Below are 20,321 nucleotides of genomic sequence, written 5' to 3' on the forward strand. Positions count from 1 at the left end.
TCATATCAGGAACTTGTTCGCACCTTCCCTAAAACAGATAGCATTCTGCCTTAGCAAAATATTGCTAAGAGCATCTCGGGCAGCCCATAACCGCCGCACTCCTGTTGACTTCTGTCTAACTACGCAACGTAGTCTTAAAATATCTTTCATTCCTGCAATGCTGGAATTCATACTACTCACGATAAATGTAACAACACAGGTCAATTTCCGAAAAATAACCATAGCCTGCGCCAGCTGATCGAAATCAACGCGTTCCTCCCCCCGCTCTTATATATAACCCGCTGACTTACAAAAAGGATGAAATGATGAAAATACGGGATATATCAATCAGTACCTGTCTGGCACTGTTATTAATGGATTGCGTAGCTAAACCACCCATGACGACGGAAAATGAAAGAGGCCGCCGCGTTTGCTTTTAATGTCGATGCTTCGCAGGTGACAATTTCCGATGCGAGATAGCAGGATGTGAAAACCAACTTTGTGGTCACCATCGGCAAAACCAGCCATCGCTGCTATGTGACGAAGGCCGCCGAGCCGAAGCTTTACGGGCTGATCCCGCTGGGCGGCGGTAGCACCGTCTCGGATGCCATCTGCGCCGGCGCCAACCCGACGCTAGCGAGCAAAACCTGCGACGCCCTGTCGCAAAAAGCGGGCCGCTGCTGAGCCTTTGCGCAGAAGAAGGCCGCTAACTGCCCATTTAGTCACTTTTTCTGCCGTTTTACCGCGGTCGCTTAGTTCAGTGACCGCACCTGCTGATAAGAATTGAGCCGTTCCCGCAGCGAGGTGAGCCAGACATCCGGCTCCTGACGGCAGATTTCGGTGAGGATCGGCGTCAGCACCAGCTCGGCTTCATGGAAGTCGGTCCACTCCGGCGGCTCCAGTGAAAAAGGATCGTTCATCAGCCAAATCACCATCGGCGTCCAGGCGCGCGGATCCAGTTGCAGATAATCCTGACAGCGCATCATATCTCGGGTCCGCGCCTCATCGGGGACGACATCCTTTCCCACCGCGGCGCTACTCATTGCCAGTACTGTTATTCCTGCCAGCAGATGTTTCCAAACCCATTTTCGCCAGAAGGCGCGTTTTTCTTTCGCCATTGTTATTATTTTACCTGCCAGTTGTCGCCGGACGATATTCCCGAGAACTCATCTTAATAAGAGCAGATTAATCGTTTGCATTTTTTTTAACAGCAGACCGCGCTGAAGCAAGTGAACGCCCGTTCCTACAGCTGTCATCCAGCTATGCAAATATATTCGTCTGGCTCAGCTCCACAATATTTCCCTGGCCCAAAACGATTTGTGTTACAATTACGCCTTATAACGGCATCGATAAAAATAACCCCCGCCGCACCTGCACCAGGCATCGCCCTTCTTTTTTCATATCAGGATTTACGCCTCCATGAATGCGATAATCATTGACGATCATCCATTGGCACGTATCGCCATTCGCAACCTTCTCGACAGCAACGGTATTACCGTCGCGGCAGAGCTCGACAGCGGCGCTCATGCCGTGCAGACCGCGGAAAGCATGCAGCCTGACCTGCTCATCGTCGACGTCGATATTCCGGAGCTCAGCGGTATCGAGGTGCTGGAGCAGCTGCGCAAACGCCGCTACCAGGGAACAATCATCATCATTTCCGCTAAGAATGAACTGTTCTACGGCAAACGCAGCGCCGACTGCGGAGCAAATGGTTTTGTGAGTAAAAAAGAGGGAATGAATAATATCCTCGCCGCAATCGAGGCAGCCAATAATGGCTACAGCTATTTCCCCTTTTCACTGGAACGCTTCTGCACCCACGGCATCACCGATCAGGACCGGCTGGATACGCTGTCAACGCAGGAGATGAAGGTGTTCCGCTATATTCTCAGCGGCGTCGACTACACCACCATCGGCAGCAAAATGAATATCAGCAATAAAACGGTAAGTACCTATAAGGTCCGTCTGATGGATAAATTAGGCTGCAGCACCCTGCTTGAGCTATATGACTTTGCGCAACGCAATAAAATAGGGTGATGGCATGGCGGTTCGTCTTATTTTATCCGTCGTTGTCGGGCTGGCGCTGAGCCTCTCGCCTGCCGCGTATGCCATGAAACAGCTGAAGCTGAAGAGCCATTCTCATATCGCGGCGATCGATATCCCGCTTAGCGGTAAGGAGAAAGCATGGCTGGCGGCGCAGCCGACGCTGACCGTCGGGACCTGGCTTCCCGAGAGGACGCCCATCGTCTATGACGGCGACGAGAAAAGTTATCAGGGCATTAACGCCGACTATCTGGCGCTGATGGCGCACAGCCTCGGACTGAAGGTGATTATCCGCCAGTATGACACCGAGCAGCAGGCGCTCACCGCCCTGGCCGACCGCCAGGTGGATACCCTGCTCACTCAGGTGGCGCACCGGGATGCGCTCGCCCCGGGCCTGGATCAATCCGCGCCGCTGCTTAAAACCTGGCCGACGCTGGTCACCTCGCTGAAATCCCCTCTGCCGCCGCTGACCACTGACCGCCGCGTCACGCTGGCCTGCACCCGCGATTGCGCTTTTTTCGATATTATTCAGCAGGCGTTTCCCAACGCCAAAATCACCCTTTATGATAGCGACTATCAGGCTCTCGCCTCGGTGGTCAGCGGCGAGAATCAGTATTTTATCGGCAACAACATCACCACTGGCCACTGCATCTCGAAATATTTCTCGCAATCGCTGGTTATCGCGCACTATTTTCGTCAGCAGGAGCAACACAACCGCTTTGTCACCCGTGACGATCGGCCAGAGCTGCATCAACTCCTCGACCGTTTTATCCATGCCGTCGACAGCGACACCGCGATGCGGATCATGCAAAACTGGCTCAACCGTGGCGATCTGTCGTTTCTCAATACCCCGCTTACCTTTAGCCCCGAAGAGCAGCGCTGGCTGCAGAAGCATCGTCGCGTCCGCCTGCTGGTGAACCCCTATTTTCCGCCATTTACCCTGGTGGATAACGAGGATGAACTGCGCGGCATCATGGCCGATATGCTGAATATTGTCTCACTCCAGACCGGCCTGCAGTTTGACCCTATTCTGGTGCGCAACCGTCAGGCTCTGGCAAAGCGCATGGAAAAAGAGGACTGGGCGATCATGCCCGCCGCCACCCTGACCCCACAGCCGCAGGCCTACGTCACCCTCAGCGATCCGCTCATTAACGTGGCCTTTGTGCTGGTCGCCCGCGGCAGCGCCCCCGATCAGCATCTGCTGACGCGCTCGGCGCGGATCGCCCTGCCGGTCGGGCCTATCGCCGCCCATGATCTGAAAGCGCGTTTTCCGCTGATTAACTGGGTGGAAACGGATAACGTTGGCGTCGCCATGAAGATGGTAGAGGAAGGCGAAGTGGATGCCGCCGTAGCCTCGGAGCTTTCCGCCCGCTATATGATCGACCACTACTATCCACAGGGTCTGCACTACACCCGCATTGATGGACTCCCCGTCGCGGCCATTCGGCTGGCCATCCCGCGCGATGAACCGGTGCTGGCCGCCATTCTTAACAAAGCGCTGCAGGTTATTCCGCCACGGGATATTCTGCAGATGACCGAGAAGTGGTCGAAAATCTCCAGTCAGCAAATAGAGAACTGGAGCCAGTACAGCCGCCAGTTTTACCAGCTGATCGCCTTTGCGCTGGTGCTGATCGCCATCAGCCTCGGCTGGGGACTCTCCCTGTGTCGGGAAGTGCGCAAACGCAAAGACTCCCAGCAGCGGCTCGAGGAGGAGCTGGCGCAGAAGGAGGCCCTCTCCTGTGCGCTGGAGCGCGAAAAAGACAAAGCGATTCAGGCGACAAAAGCCAAGAGCCGCTTTCTGGCCAGCATGAGCCACGAGCTGCGCACGCCGGTGAGCGCCATCGTCGGCTTTCTGGAGCTGCTGGCGAAACCTGAGCTGAACGTCGGCCAGCGTAAAGAGGCGATCGAGCTGGCGGGGTCGACGGCGCAAACCCTGCTGGGACTTATCGGCAATATTCTTGATATCGACAAGATTGAATCGGGAAAATACCAGGTTACCCCGCAGTGGAGCGATGTCGCACAGTTAGTGTCGCAGCAGTGTCATACCTTCGACGCGCTGGCGCAGCAAAAGGGCATCGATCTGCACTACCATAACGCGCTGCAGGAAGGGACCATGCTGTGGGTCGACCCGCAGGCGCTACGGCAAATCCTCAATAATCTCATCGGCAATGCGCTGAAGTTTACCGTCGAAGGCGCAATTCAGGTCTCCTGCCGGCTGACGCCGGCGAATGAGACACAGGGAGAGTTGGCCCTCATGGTTAGCGACAGCGGCTGCGGGATCAGTGAAGCAGAGCAGGCCACCCTCTTCCACCGCTATGCCCAGGCGCGCCAGGGACGCCAGCAGACCGGCTCCGGACTGGGGCTGGTCATTTGCAAAGAGCTGGTTGCGCTGATGCAGGGTCGCCTGGAGATGGTCAGCCGTCCGGGCGTGGGGACCACTTTCACTATCACGCTGCCGGTCAAGGCGAGCCGCTGCGCGATCCACGCGCCGCAGGCGTCGCCCGCCAGACCGCAGGCTCTACCCGGGCTGGCGATACTGATAGCGGACGATCACCCCACCAACCGGCTACTGCTCAAGCGCCAGCTCAGCACTATCGGCTATAGCGTCGATGAAGCCTGCGACGGTGAAGAGGCAGAGAATAAGCTCGCCAGCAAACATTACGATCTGCTGATAACGGACCTCAATATGCCGAAGAAAGATGGCCTGGCGCTGGCGGCCTCGCTACGCCGTCGCTATCCGGGCCTGGTAATTTGGGGCGTGACTGCCAGCGCGCTGCCGCAATCGCGGGAGGCGTGTCTGGCCAGCGGCATGAATATGTGTCTGTTTAAGCCGGTGTCGGTCCAGACGCTGAGTCATGAGCTCAGCCGTTTAGCGGTGGGCCGCGCATCACCTCACGCTACCCGGCACCTGAAGCTCAGCGTGCTGAGCGAGAATACGGGGGGAGACCAGGCGCTGATGAATGAGATGCTGGAGACGTTCCGCGATGCGTCGGCCGCGGATTTACAGGCTGCCGGACAGGCAATCGCCCGGCATGAGCCGCAGATCTTTCTGCGGGCGCTGCACCGTCTGCACGGTTCAGCACAAATTCTGGGGATTACTGCGCTACAACAACTGTGCGCCCCTTTTGAGGCAAAGCGGCCTGATTCGCTGACGCCGGCAAGCTGTCTGGAGGTGGTACAGCGCATCACCGGCGTCATGCGCGAGATCGATGGCGAAATCGACGCCCTGATCGGCCGCTAGCCGTACCGCTCGGGCAGTCCGCCTGCCCGAGCGTTAAGGGGACATCCTTGTCAGTTTTTTCCTCTGCGCTCTCTCAGGGTGGAACAAGTATCAGTTGCCTGCCACCAGCATCTCGCTATCCACCACAATGCCCTCTTCAGCGCCCTTCAGCACCAGATTCGCTTCGTAATATTTACCGGCTTTCAGCAGTTCTTGCGCCTGCGCTACCGCCTTACGGGTCTGGTTAAGCGGCATCAGATACTGGTTCTCAATCACGCCAATACCGGCCAGGCGCAGGGTATCGATAGCCCCTTTCTGATCGCCTTTCGCCAGCTTTTCGTTGGCGGATTGGATAGCGCTCTCTTTTTCCGGCGTGGCCACATAGTCTTCAGACAGGGCGATAGAGGCGTTAATGATCACATAGCGATCGGCGATCATTTTGGCTTTAGCATCAGTTTTCACAAACTTCGCCCAGCTGGCATCATCGGCGGCCAGCAGCGCGGCGGCGTCGTCTGTCAGTTTTTTAGCGCTATCCGGCTGGCCATGGAACAGCGCCAGACGGGCGAACTGGATGTCGCGCATCGCATTCGCGCCCTGCACCGCCACCTGCAGCACATCGGCGGCTTCTTTCTGTACCTGCGTCGTGGCTGCCGCGGCTGGCGCTGCCGTCGCGCTATCTGTTGCCCATACCGGAGAGGTACTCATCATGGTTGCCAGCAGGCTCGCCAGAATGACTTTTTTCATCGTTGACTCCTGATTAAAATCGGTAAGCATCACCAAACGCAGCCAGCTTAAAAAATATCGTGGGCATTGAGAATCAGAGCCCGGAAGTAATATTGCGGGCCTGGTCTGACAGCTGTCAGACCAGGCGTATAAAGTGGCCTCGGCGCTCTTATTTACGCCTGCCGATCGCGCGGCCTACTATTTTCCTCAGACCTTTCTTTTGGCCCGCTGAATAAACCCTCACGCTTTTTATTCAGCGTCAGGCCGCCAACCGGGATCTGCGGAGCAATTATGTTTATGTTTAGCCATTACACCTTAAATGCGTTTAGCCCACGCGTCTTCATTCGATATAAACGGCATGCCTGCCTGATGGCGGTATTGCTGTTTATCTGCGGAGCCTGTTGTCTGGCCTGGCCGTTGGTCGCCGGCTGGTATCTCGCCACAGTAACCGGCATGTTATTGATGATCTGCGGCTTCTATTCGCTGTACAGCCTGATTGTCTTCCGCCAGCAGCACTGGAAATCACGCCTGGTGGCGCTGATCTTCGCCATCGCCTGGATCGTGCTCGGCCTGAGCTTTGTCGTCAATCCTCTCAACGGTATGAGCAGTCTGGCCATTTTATTTGGCTTTTTATTTGTTCTCGGCGGTATTTCCCGCATCGTTAACGGATGTCAAACCCGCAAACAAAGCGGCGCTGGCTGGAATATTTTTATCGGCCTGTTGGATTTACTTATCGCCTGCCTGTGGCTGGCCATGAACCCGCAGCAAAGCTGGTTATTTATTACCGCCTTTATCGGCGTTGAAATGATATTTAGCGCCATCGGCTTGTTGGTCCTGCGCAATAAAATGAAGCACGCTGAGGCTTAAGCCCTATTTTGTCACTGGAGAAGAAAATGAATTTACCTAAAGCACTCGTATTGACCGTGGCGGCTACCACATTCTGTCTGATGACCAGCCCGGCGTTCGCGGTTGAGGAAACCACGCCGCAGAATATGACCTGTCAGGAATTTATGGATATGAACCCAAAAAGCATGACCCCGGTGGCCTTCTGGGTAGTGAATCGCAACACCGACTTTAGCGGCGGCGACTATGTTGACTGGTATGAAGTCGAGACCGTTTCGGTACCGAAAATGCTGCAAGAGTGCCACAAGAACCCCGCCGCTAAACTTGGCGATCTCAGCGCGGTCATCAAAAAATAACCCCCCCCGGCATCAGGCCGGGGAAACCCGCCGCGCTGCGGCGGGTCCCGCTTTACTCATCGATACCGCATTCGCACGGCAGATGGCGGCCGATAAGCTTGCGATACAAAAACGCCCCGATAATCGCCCCCACCACCGGCGCCAGCAGCGGCACCAGAAAGTAAGGGATCGCCAGCCCACCGGTAAAAGCGATCGAGCCCCACCCGGCCAGACTGGTAAACAGTTTTGGGCCGAAGTCGCGCGCCGGATTCAGCGCAAAGCCGGTTAGCGGCCCCATCGACGCGCCGATCACGGCGATCAGCAAGCCAATCAGCAACGGCGCCAGCGGCCCGCGCGGAATTCCGTTGCCGTCGTCGGTCAGGGCCATGATCATCGCCATCAGGATTGCCGTGATGGTGGTCTCCACGGCAAACGCTTGTATAAAAGTGATATGTGGATGCGGGTACGTGGAAAAGACCCCGGCCAGGTTAAGACTGGCGGCAGTGCCGCGCACGATATGCTGACTCTGTTCAAGATCGAGAAACAGCTGGCGATAGAGCCCATACACCAGCGCGGCGGCGCAGAAGGCCCCGGCCGTCTGGGCAACAATAAACGGCAGCACCTTGCGGCGTTCAAAACAGGCGAACAGCCACAGGGCAATGGTCACCGCCGGATTAAGGTGCGCGCCGGAGACACCGGCCGTCAGGTAGATGGCCATGGCGACGCCAAGGCCCCAGATAATACTGATCTCCCACTGACCAAAGCTGGCCCCGGCGACCCGCAGCGCAGCGACGCAGCCCGCGCCGAAGAAAATGAGCAATCCGGTGCCAAGAAACTCGGCCACGCACTGCCCGGTTAAGGTAGAAGTCTGGTTCATTATCGGCATCCTGAAATAGCACGTTAAAGAGAGAGGCTGGCGCGAGCGCCCGTTTAATTCGCCTGACCGGCCAGTAGCAGCCCGGTGGCGACCGCATTGCGCGGCCCTTCTGTTCCCCGAATATTGCCCTGCCCGGCGACCACGCCATAGTGCGACAAGGCTTCCGTGATAAGCTGCGGGATCTCAAAGTCCAGCGATGAGCCGCCCACCAGCACCACAAAGGCGATATCGCGAATGGAACCGCCGGGTGAGACCTGGCGCAGCGCGCGCAGGCAGTTGGTGACAAACACTTTCTCTTTCGCCTGCCGGCGCACGAGACGAATTTTTTCCAGCGGGCTGGCGTTATCGATCGGCACCAGTTCGCCCTCCTTGATGTACACCACTTTGGCGAACACCGCCGGGCTGAGGGCTTCCCGAAAGAACTCCACCGCGCCATTCTCGTGACGAATACTGAACAGGCTTTCCACTTTGGCCAGCGGGTATTTTTTTATCGCTTCCGCCAGCGAAAGATCCTCGAGGCCCAGCTCGGTTTTAATCAACAGGCTGACCATATTCCCCGCCCCGGCGAGATGGACCGCCGTTATCTGCCCCTCCGCGTTGACGATCGCCGCATCCGTCGAGCCGGCGCCGAGGTCGAGGATCGCCAGCGGCGCCGCACAGCCGGGAGTGGTTAACGCCCCGGCGATGGCCATGTTGGCCTCCACGCCGCCCACCACCACCTCGGTCTGCAGTCGGGCGCTCAGTTCGCGGGCGATAACCTGCATTTGCAGACGATCCGCTTTCACCATCGCCGCCATCCCGACGGCATTTTCCATGGCGCACTCGCCGGCCATCCCGCCCTGCACCTTGCGCGGAATAAACGTATCCACCGCCAGCAGATCCTGGATGTATATCGCGCTCATCTCATGGCCGGTCAGGGACGCCATTACCTTGCGCACCCGCTCAAGCATGCCGCCGGCGTGAGTGCCCGGTTCGCCGCGGATGTCGCGTACCGGAGCGCAGGCGCTCATCGCCTGCATGATGGCTTCCGCGCCCTCGGCGACATCGGCCTCTCCGCGGCGCTTTTCGCCGCTAATGTAGAGGTTGCCCGCCGGGATCACCCGCGACTGCACGTCCCCCTGCGGGGTCTTGAGCACCACCGCGGAACGGTTGCCAATCAGGGCGCGGGCGATGGGGACGATGGCCTGGGTCTCTTCCGGGCTTAGCCCGAAGAAGGTGGCGATCCCGTAGGGATTCGACAGGATCCGCACCACCTGGCCCGGCGCGGCCACTTCCACCGCCGCCATCACCCCCTCGGGGACCTGCTCCAGCAGCGTCACTTCATCCACCACCGGCAGGGTTTTACGCAGGCGGTTGTTCACCAGCACGCCGTCGTCCTTTTTAAGGATCGCCGCCACCACGTTGATCCCCCGGTCGAGCGCCTCATTGAGCCACCACACGGCGTCAAGGAAATCGACGGCGTCGTCAATCAGTACGATCCACCCCTCGGCATACTGCGCCGCCGGCAGCGTCGCCAGCCGCCCGAGGGCGATAGTCGTCCCCACGCCAACGCCCACCCCGCCCGGCGTCTGCGGGTTATGACCGATCATGGTCGATTCGGTGATAATGGTCTCGGTGATGGTCTCCATCGCCACATCGCCAATCACCGGCGCGGCTTCGTTAAGATAGATGCGAGAGACATCGCTCATCGACCACGGTGTTTTCGCCAGGGCCTGCTCCAGCGCGGCGAGGGTCCCGGCGATATTGTCCCGCGTCCCTTTCATGCCCGTCGTCGCAACGATCCCGCTGGCAACAAACGCCCTCGCCTGCGGGTCGTCGGACGCCAGCGCCACCTCGGTGGTGGCGTTGCCGATATCAATCCCGGCTATTAACGGCATGCTGACCTCCGCTTAGCTTCCTTTACGCAGCTTATGCCGCTGCTGATACACTTCCGCCGACTCCCGGACAAAGGCGGCATTCACTGTCGCATGCCAGGTGTGCTCCAGCTCGTCGGCGATCGCCAGCAGCTCCGCCTGCGAGGAGCGGAACGGGCGCAGCGCGTTATAGATAGCCAGAATGCGCTCGTCAGGAATGGCGATAAGCTCCGCCGCGCGGCGGAAATTGCGCGCCACCGCATGGCGCTGCATCTGCTCGGCAATCTGCGCCTGGTACTCAAGGGTCTGGCGGGAGATCCGCACATCCTGCGGGCCCACCTCCCCAGAGAGCACCTTCTCGAGGGTAATATCGGTCAATGGTTTGCCGGTAGGCGTCAGGATATGCTCCGGGCAGCGGGTGGCTAACGGATAATCCTGCACGCGCATGGTTTTCTCGCTCATGGTCACTCCCTTACTAAGTCGACGTGCAGGGTGACGGGCTCGGCGTCCTGCACCACATGTTTGGTCTCTTTGATATGAAATAGCGCGGCTTTGGCCATAAATTTCGGCCGCACCATCTGATCGTTCACCACCGGCACCGGCGAAGGCGACTCTTTGCGCGCATAGCGCGCGGCGTTTTTGCCAATCTGCCGGTAGGTCTCCAGCGTCAGCAGCGGCGCCTGGGAGAACAGCTCCAGGTTGCTGAGCGGCAGCAGATCGCGCTGATGGATGACCGTGGTCCCCTTCGACTGGATACCGATGCCGATCCCCGAGCCGCTCAGGTTGGCCGCATCCCAGGCCATAAAGGAGACGTCGGACGTGCGCAGAATGCGCACCACCCGGGCGTGAAGCCCCTCTTCTTCCACCCCGGCAATCAGCTCTTTGAGGATCGCGCCATGGGGCATATCGATCAGAGTGTGATGCTGGTGTTTATCGAAGGCAGGGCCGACGCCGATCACCACTTCATCGGCGCGTTCATCGGCAGAAGCTACCCCGCCCTCGCGGGTTTTCAGGGTAAAAGAGGGCTGAATTTGGGTTGTCTGTTGCACAGGAATACCGCCTTATTCAATGGTGTCGGGCTGAACCACGCCCGGAATATTTTTGATCTCCGCCCAGCGTTCGGCAGAGATGCGATAGCCGGTGCCCGGCCCCTGATAGTCATTGATGTCGTTGACCGCACTCACCACCTCGAACTGCCGATCGAGAATGGCCGAGGTCTGCAGGTAATCGCCGGTGACCCGCTGGCGCAGCATATTGAGAATATTGCTGGCGATATCCTCAAAGCCGCTGCGGCTCAGCGCGCCGACAATATCGAGGCCGGTGATGTTGCGCTTCATCATCTCTTCCACCGCACTCAGATCCTCCACCACGTTACGCGGCGGCATCTCGTTGCTGCCGTGCGCGTAGGTGGCGGCCTCCACCTCCTCGTCGGCGATTGGCGGCAGCCCCAGCTCGCGGAAAACCGCCTGGATCGCCCGCGCCGCTTTCTGGCGAATGGCAATGGTTTCCGCCTCGGTCACCGGACGCAGGCCGCCGTCAACCATCAGGTCACGCTGCAGGATGTTGTAATCATCAAAATCTTCCGCATCGAAGTTCGAGCCGGCGAACATGTTGTCGTAGTTCGGCACCGCGCTGTAGCCGGAGAAAATAAAGTCGGTGCCCGGCAGCATCTGCATCAGGGTGCGCGCGGTACGGCGAATATCCGAGTGGGAGAAAGTCTGGTCGTTGGCGGACGCCACTTCGAGGTCGAGCATAGAGGCGATCAGGTTTTCCGCCAGCACCGCCCGAATGCCCGACGGCACAGCGCCGGTCATGCCGATACAGCTCACCGCGCCGTTTTGCAGTCCCTGAACCCCGGCGCCTTTAGTAATGAAGATGCAGCGCGATTCGAGGTAGAGCATCGACTTGCTCTCCGAATAGCCCATCAGCGCTTCGGATCCGGTGCCGGAGGTGTAGCGCATTTTCAACCCGCGGGAGGCGTAGGCCGAGGCGAGGAACGCCTTTGACCACGGAGTATCATCGCCGTCGGTAAATACCGCTTCCGTGCCGTAGACCGACACCGTCTCGGCGTAGCTGGTTAAGCCACGCATGCCCAGCTCCAGCTCGGTGGCCTCTTCCACCGAGCACTGCGTCAACACGCCGGGGCGGCCGCACTGCGAACCGACCAACAGCGCCAGGGCGTTAAACGGCGCGTAGCGCGCGATACCGACCGTGGTCTCCTGTTCTGAGAAGCCGCGGATCCCGGCCTCGGCGGCGTCAGCGGCAATCTGCACCGGATTATCTTTGAGATTGGTGACGTGGCACTGGTTGGAGGGGGTCCGGCGGGCACGCATCTTCTGCAGCGCCATCATCATCTCCACCACGTTCATCTGCGCCATCACCTCGACCGCTTTGGCCGGCGTGATGGCGGTAGTGATGGCAATGATCTCCTCCCGGCTGACGTGAATATCCACCAGCATGCGGGCTATTTCCACCGCCTCCAGGCGCATTGCCTGCTCTGTGCGCTCAACGTTGATCGCGTAATCGGCGATAAACCGGTCGATCATGTCAAACTGGTCCCGGCGTTTGCCGTCCAGTTCGACGATCAGACCGTTGTCCACTTTTACTGAAGAGACCGGGTCAAAGGGGCTGTCCATGGCGATCAGCCCCTCTTCAGGCCACTCGCCAATCAGCCCGTCCTGATTGACGGGGCGCTGGGCCAGTACTGCAAATCGTTTTGATCTTTTCATTGTTCATCGGCTCAAAAGGTGAAATCCGCAGACGGTAGCGAATACGCCGGGCCAGCGTCGTTGCCGCCCGGCCATTACCGGCAATAGCGGAACTTTAAATGAGCCAGTGGTGAAAAAAATAAATTTAATTTCGTTTCAATTTGGCACACGAAATCTACCGACAGTTTCACTATGAAACTTTACTCCGGCGGCAAAAATAAAAAATGTGATCGCCCGCAATGATATAAATCAATTAATAAAAAACGCCCTTAATTACGTTTTGCCGACGCTATTTTAACCCTATTGACTAAATCATGGCGGGCGACAAAATAACGCTGAAAAAAATAAAGCAAGCCAACCGAATGGTAATAGTTTTTTACTATCGCCCCCTACTGACTATTCGCGCCAGCGTTACCCTGGTGCGGGAGAGAATGATGAACAAGAGCCAACAAGTTCAGACAATCACCCTGGCCGCCGCCCAGAAAATGGCGGCGGCGGTGGAAAAAAAAGCCACTGAGATCAACGTGGCGGTGGTGTTTTCCGTAGTTGACCGCGGAGGCAACACGCTGCTTATCCAGCGGATGGACGAGGCCTTCGTCTCCAGCTGCGATATTTCCCTGAATAAAGCCTGGAGCGCCTGCAGCCTGAAGCAAGGTACCCATGAAATTACGCCAGCGGTCCAGCCAGGACAATCTCTGTACGGTCTGCAGCTTACCAACCAACAGCGAATTATTATTTTTGGCGGCGGCCTGCCAGTTATTTTTAATGAGCAGGTAATTGGCGCCGTCGGCGTTAGCGGCGGTACGGTCGAGCAGGATCAATTATTAGCCCAGTGCGCCCTGGATTGTTTTTCCGCATTATAACCTGAAGCGAGAAGGTATATTATGAGCTATCGTATGTTTGATTATCTGGTGCCAAACGTTAACTTTTTTGGCCCCAACGCCATTTCCGTAGTCGGCGAACGCTGCCAGCTGCTGGGGGGGAAAAAAGCCCTGCTGGTCACCGACAAAGGCCTGCGGGCAATTAAAGATGGCGCGGTGGACAAAACCCTGCATTATCTGCGGGAGGCCGGGATCGAGGTGGCGATCTTTGACGGCGTCGAGCCGAACCCGAAAGACACCAACGTGCGCGACGGCCTCGCCGTGTTTCGCCGCGAACAGTGCGACATCATCGTCACCGTGGGCGGCGGCAGCCCGCACGATTGCGGCAAAGGCATCGGCATCGCCGCCACCCATGAGGGCGATCTGTACCAGTATGCCGGAATAGAGACCCTGACCAACCCGCTGCCGCCTATCGTCGCGGTCAACACCACCGCCGGCACCGCCAGCGAGGTCACCCGCCACTGCGTCCTGACCAACACCGAAACCAAAGTGAAGTTTGTGATCGTCAGCTGGCGCAACCTGCCGTCGGTCTCTATCAACGATCCGCTGCTGATGATCGGTAAACCGGCCGCCCTGACCGCGGCAACCGGGATGGATGCCCTGACCCACGCCGTAGAGGCCTATATCTCCAAAGACGCTAACCCGGTGACGGACGCCGCCGCCATGCAGGCGATCCGCCTCATCGCCCGCAACCTGCGCCAGGCCGTGGCCCTCGGCAGCAATCTGCAGGCGCGGGAAAACATGGCCTATGCCTCTCTGCTGGCCGGGATGGCTTTCAATAACGCCAACCTCGGCTACGTGCATGCCATGGCGCACCAGCTGGGCGGCCTGTACGACATGCCGCACGGCGTGGCCAACGCTGTCCTGCTGCCGCATGTGGCGCGCTACAACCTGATCGCCAACCCGGAGAAATTCGCCGATATCGCTGAACTGATGGGCGAAAATATCACCGGACTGTCCACTCTCGACGCGGCGGAAAAAGCCATCGCCGCTATCACGCGTCTGTCGATGGATATCGGTATTCCGCAGCATCTGCGCGATCTGGGGGTAAAAGAGGCCGACTTCCCCTACATGGCGGAGATGGCACTAAAAGACGGCAATGCGTTCTCGAACCCGCGTAAAGGCAACGAGCAGGAGATTGCCGCGATTTTCCGCCAGGCATTCTGAGTGTAAACGAGGGGACCGTCATGTCGCTTTCACCGCCAGGCGTACGCCTGTTTTACGATCCGCGCGGGCACCATGCCGGCGCCATCAATGAGCTGTGCTGGGGGCTGGAGGAGCAGGGGGTCCCCTGCCAGACCATAACCTATGACGGAGGCGGTGACGCCGCTGCGCTGGGCGCCCTGGCGGCCAGAAGCTCGCCCCTGCGGGTGGGTATCGGGCTCAGCGCGTCCGGCGAGATAGCCCTCACTCATGCCCAGCTGCCGGCGGACGCGCCGCTGGCTACCGGACACGTCACCGATAGCGACGATCATCTGCGTACGCTCGGCGCCAACGCCGGGCAGCTGGTTAAAGTCCTGCCGTTAAGTGAGAGAAACTGAATGTATCGTATCTATACCCGCACCGGGGATAAAGGCACCACCGCCCTGTACGGCGGCAGCCGCATCGAGAAAGACCATATTCGCGTCGAGGCCTACGGCACCGTCGATGAACTGATATCCCAACTGGGCGTCTGCTACGCCACGACCCGCGACGCCGGGCTCCGGGAAAGCCTGCACCATATTCAGCAGACGCTGTTCGTGCTGGGGGCTGAACTGGCCAGCGATGCGCGGGGCCTGACCCGCCTGAGCCAGACGGTCGGCGAAGAGGAGATCACCGCCCTGGAGCGGCTTATCGACCGCAATATGGCCGAGAGCGGCCCGTTAAAACAGTTCGTGATCCCGGGGAGGAATCTCGCCTCTGCCCAGCTGCACGTGGCGCGCACCCAGTCCCGTCGGCTCGAACGTCTGCTGACGGCCATGGACCGCGCGCATCCGCTGCGCGACGCGCTCAAACGCTACAGCAATCGCCTGTCGGATGCCCTGTTCTCCATGGCGCGTATCGAGGAGACTAGGCCTGATGCTTGCGCTTGAACTGGCTGGCGTCAATATCGTACTGCTTCATTTTGCGCCACAGGGTGGTGCGGCCGATATTGAGCAGCTGCGACATCTCCTGCACCCGCCCGCTGGTCTCCCGGGCGGCGTGAATAATAGCTTCCTTTTCGATGGCGCTAAAGGTCAGGCTGGCCGGCAGCAGCGATGACGCGCTATCCCCGCCCGGCCGCTCGGAAAAGAGATATTCCGGCAGATTACTCAGGCGAATGTGGCCGTTGTCGCTGCTGATGGCGATATTCTCAATGACGCTATTGAGCTCAAAATCATTCCCCGGCCACGAGTAGGCCACCAGCTGCGCCAGCGCGTCATCGTCCACTTTCAGTCGCGAAGAGAAACGCTTCTCCAGGCTCTTCAACCGGTTATGCACCAGCGACGGAATACTGTTGCGTCGGGCGCGCAGCGGCGGGATGACGATCTCAAAGGAGTGCAGCGCATAGTACAGCTGGCGGCTAAAGCGGTTCTGTTCCACCAGATTGGCCAGATCGACGGTGGTGGTGGCAATCACCTTCACATCCACCGGGATCAGGCGCCGGGCGTCGAGGCGGGTGAGCACGCCCTGCTTAATTACCTGCAGCAGGGCCGACTGCAGCTCCGGCGCCAGATACTCGATCTTTTCCAGAAACAGGGTGCCGCCGTTGGCTAGCTCAAGGCGGCTCAGGCGGCCATTTTCATCGTCGGTAGGGGCGCTGCCCATAAAATCCTGGCCCAGCACGCTGTCGGCATACAGCTGGCAGTTGACGGCGATATAGGGGCCGCCCGCCCGTTCGCTTTCATTGTGGATAGCCTGGCTCAGCAGCTCTTTCCCAACCCCCTCTTCGCCGCACAGCAGCACCGGGAAGCCACCGCGCGCCGCCTGGCGGCCAAAGTGGATCAGGCGTCGGGTTTCCGGATCGTCGGCAGACATCTGCTCAAAGGTGTGGCTGACTTTACCGAGCTGGCTGGTCATCAGCTGCCGCATCTGCTCCACCGGATGCAGCAGCAGAATAAAACTGTTGCCTTGCGCCTCGACAATCGGTTTTAAGGTGATCACCGCGTCGACAAACTGATGCTGACTTTCAAAGGTGACTTCGACGTGATTCAGGCCGCGGGCGTGTTTGATGGCGCGGCGCAGCAGCGCCGGGAGGGTCACCAGATCGGCGATATTTTTCCCCTGGCTGGCCTGAACATCAAGATGCAGCAGTCTCGCCGCCTGAACATTGAGAAACTGCAGCACGCCCTGTTCGTTCCACGCCATCACCCCATCGTCCATGCTCTCCAGCAGGCCGTACATCTGATTAAGGTGACGGTTGGATTCCGCCAGCAGGCTGTCGGTGAGCAGGGAGTTACCCACCTCGCGGGCGATGGCCAGCGTCAGGGAGAGGTCGGCGCTGGACTGGTGCTCGACCAGACAGCAAAGCGAAATAGAGCCGAACAGCCGCCCGTGGTTATCAAACACCGGCGTCGAGCAAAAACTCCATGGCTGTAGCGCCTGCTTAAAATGCCGATCGCCGGCGGTGTTGATCGGCTGGCCCTGCATCGCGGCCAGCGACAGCGCGCAGGTGCCGATAATGCTCTCCGCACAATAGCTGCCGTCGCGAAATCCCAGGGCAGCCAGCTGGGCCAGGGTTTGCGGCTCGCCGCAACGGCTGAGGATGCAGGCAGACTCATCAAGAATAAACAGCGCGCAGGGGCGACCGTCCATAAACTCCCAGGCGTCTTCCAGCGCCGCCTGACCGATGGTCAGCAGCGCGGTTTTACGCCGACAGATGGAGTCGAAGGTCAGGCCCTGGGCCTGGTGCGGCGTTTGCCAGGTTTCGCGCTGCATAAACTTGCTGCAGCGGTGCCATGACTGGGCGATGACGGAAGAGACCGCCTTCCCGGTTTCCTGAGTCTGAACAGTCATATCCTTTTCCGCGTTGTACCATAGAGAACCCCTCCGGCAGCGACTGCCGGAGGGGAGAAAGAAAAACCGCTGACCTGGGCCAGCGGTTTAGCCACCGCGAATTAACGCGCCAGCCACTGCTGGCCTAACAGATCGGCGGTGAGGATAGCGGCATGGACGCTCTCCGGGGTCACCGCAAACGGCATATTATGGATGGTTTCCCCTTCCGCGCAGGTGGCTTTCGCCACCGCGGCGATTTTCTCGTCGATCCCCTCTTTGACGCCCATCTGCGCGAGCGTCACCGGCAGGCCGACGCGCTGGCAGAAGCCCAGCACCGTTTCAATCTCGTCCATCGGGCTGTTCTGCAGCACCAGCTGCGCCAGGGTACCGAAGGCCACTTTCTCACCGTGATACAGATGGTGGCACTCTTCAAGAATGGTGAAACCGTTGTGGATTGCGTGGGCGGCGGCCAGGCCACTGCTTTCAAAGCCAATGCCGCTGAGATAAGTGTTCGCCTCGATGATGCGCTCCAGCGCTTCGGTCACTACCCCGGCCTGCGCCGCCAGACGGGCCTTTTCGCCCTCCGCCAGCAGCGTATCATAGCACAGGCGGGCGAGGCTCAACGCCGCCTCGGTGGACTGTCCTCCGGCCATGCTGGTGGCGCGCGCATCGTAGCAAGCTTTGGCCTCGAACCAGGTGGAGAGCGCATCGCCCATGCCGGAGACCAGCAGGCGTACCGGCGCTTTGGCGATAATCGCCGTGTCCATCACCACCATATCCGGGTTTTTCGGATAGATCAGATACTCTTCAAACTCGCCCGCTTCGGTGTAGATCACCGACAGCGCGCTGGTTGGCGCATCGGTCGAGGCGATGGTCGGGATCACCACCACCGGCAGCTTCTGGTAGTAACCGATCGCCTTCGCGGTATCGAGGGTTTTACCACCGCCGATCCCGACCACGCCGCGGCAGCCCTGTTTTTGCAAAATCGCCATCAGACGGTTGATTTCCGCATGGCTGCATTCGCCGTTAAACCGTTCCGCATGGCAGCGAATATCGTGGCTCTGCAGGCCATTCACCACTTTCTCTCCCGCCAGCTTCATTACGAAATCGTCGGCGATGACGAAGAAGCTCTCCGCCAGGTTTTTGGCATATTGACCGAACAGAACAGCAGCATCAGGACCCTGAAGATATTTGGCTGGAGATTGAATAACTTTTAGCATTCCTTTCACCCTCAAATAAGTGCGCATGTAAACATGATGAGCCCTGGCGTTATCCGCGCCGGCCAGTGAAGCGCGGCCTGAACGGAGCGTACCGGAGCAGTGCGATCACTGTAGGGCCGGCAGGGAACAAAAAAACCTTTCGCCTTTTTGTTCTGATATGAAACACAGGTTAATTTTTTACGTTCCATATTGGAACAAAAAACCCTAGTCTCTGTCAGGATTGCGATCCCGATCCGCTCCTTTGCCGCATAATGCCCTTACAATCCTCCGTGTTTGACCGCCTTTTCTCCCGCAGTCGGCAGAAAATCAGCAAAAAATTTTTTCCCACCCGCTTCGCCGGCTATCCTGACCGCCGCTTATGGCAGAAGAAAAAAAGCGCGCCAGCTCGCATTTTCACCATATCCTCAGCAAAAACGTTCCATAAAGAAACAAAATCAGGAAGCAATGTTTCGTAATGAAACCCGATCGTCGGGGCATTCTTTTTTTCGTCCGCTCAGCCAGAATCATCATATCGCCAGGCACGCTCCACCGTCAGACGATACCCCTACGCGATGACCGCCTCCGCCAGCAGAGAGGCGGCATCGAACCTTCTCCAACGGAGCACTGAATAATGAAAAAGCTGATTAACCGTGTTGAAGATGTACTGAATGAACAATTACAGGGGCTGGCTAAAGCCCATCCGCAGCTGACCCTGCATCAGGACCCGCTGTATGTGACCCGCACCGACGCGCCGGTGGCTGGCAAGGTGGCCCTGCTCTCCGGCGGCGGCAGCGGACATGAACCGATGCACTGCGGCTATATCGGCCAGGGCATGCTCTCCGGCGCCTGTCCGGGGGAAATCTTCACCTCGCCGACGCCGGACAAAATGTTTGAATGCGCGATGCAAATTGACGGCGGCGAAGGCGTCTTGCTAATTATCAAAAACTATACCGGCGACATCCTGAATTTTGAGACCGCCACCGAGCTGCTGCATGAGAGCGGCATTAAAGTCACCACCGTGGTGGTCGACGACGACGTGGCGGTGAAAGACAGCCTCTATACCGCCGGTCGTCGCGGCGTCGCCAACACCGTACTGATCGAAAAATTGGTCGGCGCCGCCGCCGAGCGCGGCGACTCGCTGGAAGCCTGCGCTGAACTGGGCCGCCGCCTGAACAATCTCGGCCACTCGATTGGTATCGCCCTTGGCGCCTGCACCGTACCGGCTGCCGGGCAGCCCTCCTTTACGCTGAAAGATGACGAGATGGAGTTCGGCGTCGGCATTCACGGCGAGCCGGGCATCGACCGCCGCCGCTTCAGCTCGCTGGACCAAACCGTCGATGAGATGTTCGATACCCTGCTGGAAAACGGCGCTTACAGCCGCACGCTGCGCCAGTGGGATACCGTCAAGGGCGCGTGGCAGGAAGTGCAGCAGAGCAAAACCGCGTTGCAAAACGGCGACCGGGTTATCGCGCTGGTTAATAACCTCGGCGCCACTCCGCTTTCCGAACTGTATGGCGTGTATAACCGCCTCGCCCAGCGCTGCGAAGCGTCCGGCATCATCATCGAACGCAACCTCATCGGCAGCTACTGTACTTCGCTGGATATGGCGGGCTTCTCCATCACTCTGCTGAAAGTGGATGACGAGACGCTGACGCTATGGGACGCCCCGGTTCACACCCCGGCGCTGAACTGGGGAAACTAAGGAGCAC

Annotated in this window: 20 protein-coding genes; 11 read left to right on the plus strand and 9 right to left on the minus strand. The window is 58.7% G+C overall.

The annotated features are described in order from the left end of the window. The first annotated feature begins 465 nt into the window (after positions 1–465). Positions 466–663 carry a hypothetical protein gene (locus tag HMPREF3140_RS03150; RefSeq protein ID WP_021465178.1) on the plus strand — a complete coding sequence of 66 codons (198 nt, stop codon included), beginning with the start codon at positions 466–468 and terminating at the stop codon, positions 661–663. A gap of 68 nt (positions 664–731) precedes the next feature. Here the strand turns inward: HMPREF3140_RS03150 and HMPREF3140_RS03155 are convergent, their stop codons facing one another. Continuing rightward, the gene (locus tag HMPREF3140_RS03155) at positions 732–1,097 is read right to left on the minus strand and encodes an HdeA/HdeB family chaperone (RefSeq protein WP_004900718.1); all 366 of its coding nucleotides are present in this window, start codon (positions 1,095–1,097) and stop codon (positions 732–734) included. A gap of 301 nt (positions 1,098–1,398) precedes the next feature. Here HMPREF3140_RS03155 and evgA point away from each other — a divergent pair, with 301 nt between their 5' ends. Then, positions 1,399–2,013 (plus strand): acid-sensing system DNA-binding response regulator EvgA, encoded by a 615-nt coding sequence (gene evgA, locus HMPREF3140_RS03160; RefSeq protein WP_004900721.1) that lies wholly within the window; start codon positions 1,399–1,401, stop codon positions 2,011–2,013. Positions 2,014–2,017: 4 nt separating this feature from the next. After that, complete coding sequence (locus tag HMPREF3140_RS03165) at positions 2,018–5,260, plus strand: ATP-binding protein (RefSeq protein ID WP_032412431.1); 3,243 nt, start codon at positions 2,018–2,020, stop codon at positions 5,258–5,260. 90 nt (positions 5,261–5,350) lie between these two features. On the opposite strand, the gene HMPREF3140_RS03170 is transcribed toward HMPREF3140_RS03165, so the two are convergent. Continuing rightward, positions 5,351–6,013: a YfdX family protein gene (locus HMPREF3140_RS03170; protein ID WP_004144810.1), complete on the minus strand. Its 663-nt coding sequence runs from the start codon at positions 6,011–6,013 to the stop codon at positions 5,351–5,353. 240 nt (positions 6,014–6,253) lie between these two features. Between HMPREF3140_RS03170 and HMPREF3140_RS03175 the strand changes: the two genes are divergently transcribed. Then, positions 6,254–6,829, plus strand: a complete 576-nt coding sequence (locus tag HMPREF3140_RS03175; RefSeq protein ID WP_004185750.1) for an HdeD family acid-resistance protein — start codon at positions 6,254–6,256, stop codon at positions 6,827–6,829. Positions 6,830–6,855: 26 nt separating this feature from the next. Next, positions 6,856–7,161 (plus strand): acid-activated periplasmic chaperone HdeB, encoded by a 306-nt coding sequence (gene hdeB / locus HMPREF3140_RS03180; RefSeq protein WP_023301486.1) that lies wholly within the window; start codon positions 6,856–6,858, stop codon positions 7,159–7,161. 52 nt (positions 7,162–7,213) lie between these two features. On the opposite strand, the gene HMPREF3140_RS03185 is transcribed toward hdeB, so the two are convergent. The 5 genes from HMPREF3140_RS03185 to HMPREF3140_RS03205 are packed head-to-tail and all read right to left on the minus strand — an operon-like array spanning position 7,214 to position 12,599. Next, the gene (locus tag HMPREF3140_RS03185; protein ID WP_002917658.1) at positions 7,214–8,017 is read right to left on the minus strand and encodes an MIP/aquaporin family protein; all 804 of its coding nucleotides are present in this window, start codon (positions 8,015–8,017) and stop codon (positions 7,214–7,216) included. A 53-nt stretch (positions 8,018–8,070) separates the two neighbouring features. Beyond that, positions 8,071–9,894, minus strand: a complete 1,824-nt coding sequence (locus tag HMPREF3140_RS03190) for a diol dehydratase reactivase subunit alpha (protein ID WP_002917661.1) — start codon at positions 9,892–9,894, stop codon at positions 8,071–8,073. 12 nt (positions 9,895–9,906) lie between these two features. After that, a complete protein-coding gene (locus HMPREF3140_RS03195; RefSeq protein WP_002917670.1) occupies positions 9,907–10,332 on the minus strand; it encodes a glycerol dehydratase small subunit DhaB3 in 426 nt (141 codons plus the stop codon). 2 nt (positions 10,333–10,334) lie between these two features. Beyond that, positions 10,335–10,919, minus strand: a complete 585-nt coding sequence (locus tag HMPREF3140_RS03200) for a propanediol/glycerol family dehydratase medium subunit (protein ID WP_002917672.1) — start codon at positions 10,917–10,919, stop codon at positions 10,335–10,337. Between the two features lie 12 nt (positions 10,920–10,931). Beyond that, complete coding sequence (locus tag HMPREF3140_RS03205; protein ID WP_002917676.1) at positions 10,932–12,599, minus strand: propanediol/glycerol family dehydratase large subunit; 1,668 nt, start codon at positions 12,597–12,599, stop codon at positions 10,932–10,934. 413 nt (positions 12,600–13,012) lie between these two features. Here HMPREF3140_RS03205 and HMPREF3140_RS03210 point away from each other — a divergent pair, with 413 nt between their 5' ends. Genes HMPREF3140_RS03210 through HMPREF3140_RS03225 form a run of 4 tightly spaced genes read left to right on the plus strand, consistent with a single transcriptional unit; the run spans position 13,013 to position 15,531 of the window. Beyond that, the gene (locus HMPREF3140_RS03210; protein WP_032412434.1) at positions 13,013–13,441 is read left to right on the plus strand and encodes a GlcG/HbpS family heme-binding protein; all 429 of its coding nucleotides are present in this window, start codon (positions 13,013–13,015) and stop codon (positions 13,439–13,441) included. 21 nt (positions 13,442–13,462) lie between these two features. Continuing rightward, positions 13,463–14,626, plus strand: a complete 1,164-nt coding sequence (gene dhaT / locus HMPREF3140_RS03215; protein ID WP_004150927.1) for a 1,3-propanediol dehydrogenase — start codon at positions 13,463–13,465, stop codon at positions 14,624–14,626. 20 nt (positions 14,627–14,646) lie between these two features. Further along, complete coding sequence (locus HMPREF3140_RS03220) at positions 14,647–15,000, plus strand: glycerol dehydratase reactivase beta/small subunit family protein (protein ID WP_002917678.1); 354 nt, start codon at positions 14,647–14,649, stop codon at positions 14,998–15,000. Continuing rightward, entirely contained in the window at positions 15,001–15,531 is a 531-nt protein-coding gene (locus HMPREF3140_RS03225; RefSeq protein WP_004210508.1) for a cob(I)yrinic acid a,c-diamide adenosyltransferase, read from the plus strand. Here the strand turns inward: HMPREF3140_RS03225 and dhaR are convergent. Then, positions 15,509–17,434: a dihydroxyacetone kinase operon transcriptional regulator DhaR gene (gene dhaR / locus HMPREF3140_RS03230; RefSeq protein ID WP_070552847.1), complete on the minus strand. Its 1,926-nt coding sequence runs from the start codon at positions 17,432–17,434 to the stop codon at positions 15,509–15,511. The two genes, HMPREF3140_RS03225 and dhaR, sit on opposite strands and share 23 nt — an antisense overlap. A 101-nt stretch (positions 17,435–17,535) precedes the next feature. Further along, complete coding sequence (locus HMPREF3140_RS03235; RefSeq protein WP_002917681.1) at positions 17,536–18,633, minus strand: glycerol dehydrogenase; 1,098 nt, start codon at positions 18,631–18,633, stop codon at positions 17,536–17,538. Between the two features lie 269 nt (positions 18,634–18,902). On the opposite strand from HMPREF3140_RS03235, the gene HMPREF3140_RS03240 reads away from it, so the two are divergent. Together HMPREF3140_RS03240 and dhaK are read left to right on the plus strand one after the other, a co-directional pair. Further along, complete coding sequence (locus HMPREF3140_RS03240; protein ID WP_020324489.1) at positions 18,903–19,088, plus strand: hypothetical protein; 186 nt, start codon at positions 18,903–18,905, stop codon at positions 19,086–19,088. A 155-nt stretch (positions 19,089–19,243) separates the two neighbouring features. Then, on the plus strand, positions 19,244–20,314 hold the full coding sequence (dhaK, locus tag HMPREF3140_RS03245; RefSeq protein ID WP_002917682.1) for a dihydroxyacetone kinase subunit DhaK: 1,071 nt from the start codon (positions 19,244–19,246) through the stop codon (positions 20,312–20,314). The last annotated feature ends 7 nt before the right edge of the window (positions 20,315–20,321 follow it).

The organism is Klebsiella sp. HMSC16A12, from assembly GCF_001808265.1.
GTDB classification, from domain to species: Bacteria; Pseudomonadota; Gammaproteobacteria; order Enterobacterales; family Enterobacteriaceae; genus Klebsiella; species Klebsiella pneumoniae.

What these genes read in the sequence shown, in the direction of transcription:
- HMPREF3140_RS03190 (WP_002917661.1), bottom strand. Translation starts at nt 9,894, where the DNA reads ATGCCGTTAATAGCCGGGATTGATATCGGCAACGCCACCACCGAGGTG.
- HMPREF3140_RS03175 (WP_004185750.1), top strand. Translation starts at nt 6,254, where the DNA reads ATGTTTATGTTTAGCCATTACACCTTAAATGCGTTTAGCCCACGCGTC.
- HMPREF3140_RS03155 (WP_004900718.1), bottom strand. Translation starts at nt 1,097, where the DNA reads ATGGCGAAAGAAAAACGCGCCTTCTGGCGAAAATGGGTTTGGAAACAT.
- dhaT (WP_004150927.1), top strand. Translation starts at nt 13,463, where the DNA reads ATGAGCTATCGTATGTTTGATTATCTGGTGCCAAACGTTAACTTTTTT.
- dhaK (WP_002917682.1), top strand. Translation starts at nt 19,244, where the DNA reads ATGAAAAAGCTGATTAACCGTGTTGAAGATGTACTGAATGAACAATTA.
- HMPREF3140_RS03210 (WP_032412434.1), top strand. Translation starts at nt 13,013, where the DNA reads ATGAACAAGAGCCAACAAGTTCAGACAATCACCCTGGCCGCCGCCCAG.
- HMPREF3140_RS03185 (WP_002917658.1), bottom strand. Translation starts at nt 8,017, where the DNA reads ATGAACCAGACTTCTACCTTAACCGGGCAGTGCGTGGCCGAGTTTCTT.
- HMPREF3140_RS03170 (WP_004144810.1), bottom strand. Translation starts at nt 6,013, where the DNA reads ATGCTTACCGATTTTAATCAGGAGTCAACGATGAAAAAAGTCATTCTG.
- dhaR (WP_070552847.1), bottom strand. Translation starts at nt 17,434, where the DNA reads ATGACTGTTCAGACTCAGGAAACCGGGAAGGCGGTCTCTTCCGTCATC.
- HMPREF3140_RS03205 (WP_002917676.1), bottom strand. Translation starts at nt 12,599, where the DNA reads ATGAAAAGATCAAAACGATTTGCAGTACTGGCCCAGCGCCCCGTCAAT.
- evgA (WP_004900721.1), top strand. Translation starts at nt 1,399, where the DNA reads ATGAATGCGATAATCATTGACGATCATCCATTGGCACGTATCGCCATT.
- HMPREF3140_RS03195 (WP_002917670.1), bottom strand. Translation starts at nt 10,332, where the DNA reads ATGAGCGAGAAAACCATGCGCGTGCAGGATTATCCGTTAGCCACCCGC.
- HMPREF3140_RS03235 (WP_002917681.1), bottom strand. Translation starts at nt 18,633, where the DNA reads ATGCTAAAAGTTATTCAATCTCCAGCCAAATATCTTCAGGGTCCTGAT.
- HMPREF3140_RS03165 (WP_032412431.1), top strand. Translation starts at nt 2,018, where the DNA reads ATGGCGGTTCGTCTTATTTTATCCGTCGTTGTCGGGCTGGCGCTGAGC.
- hdeB (WP_023301486.1), top strand. Translation starts at nt 6,856, where the DNA reads ATGAATTTACCTAAAGCACTCGTATTGACCGTGGCGGCTACCACATTC.
- HMPREF3140_RS03225 (WP_004210508.1), top strand. Translation starts at nt 15,001, where the DNA reads ATGTATCGTATCTATACCCGCACCGGGGATAAAGGCACCACCGCCCTG.
- HMPREF3140_RS03220 (WP_002917678.1), top strand. Translation starts at nt 14,647, where the DNA reads ATGTCGCTTTCACCGCCAGGCGTACGCCTGTTTTACGATCCGCGCGGG.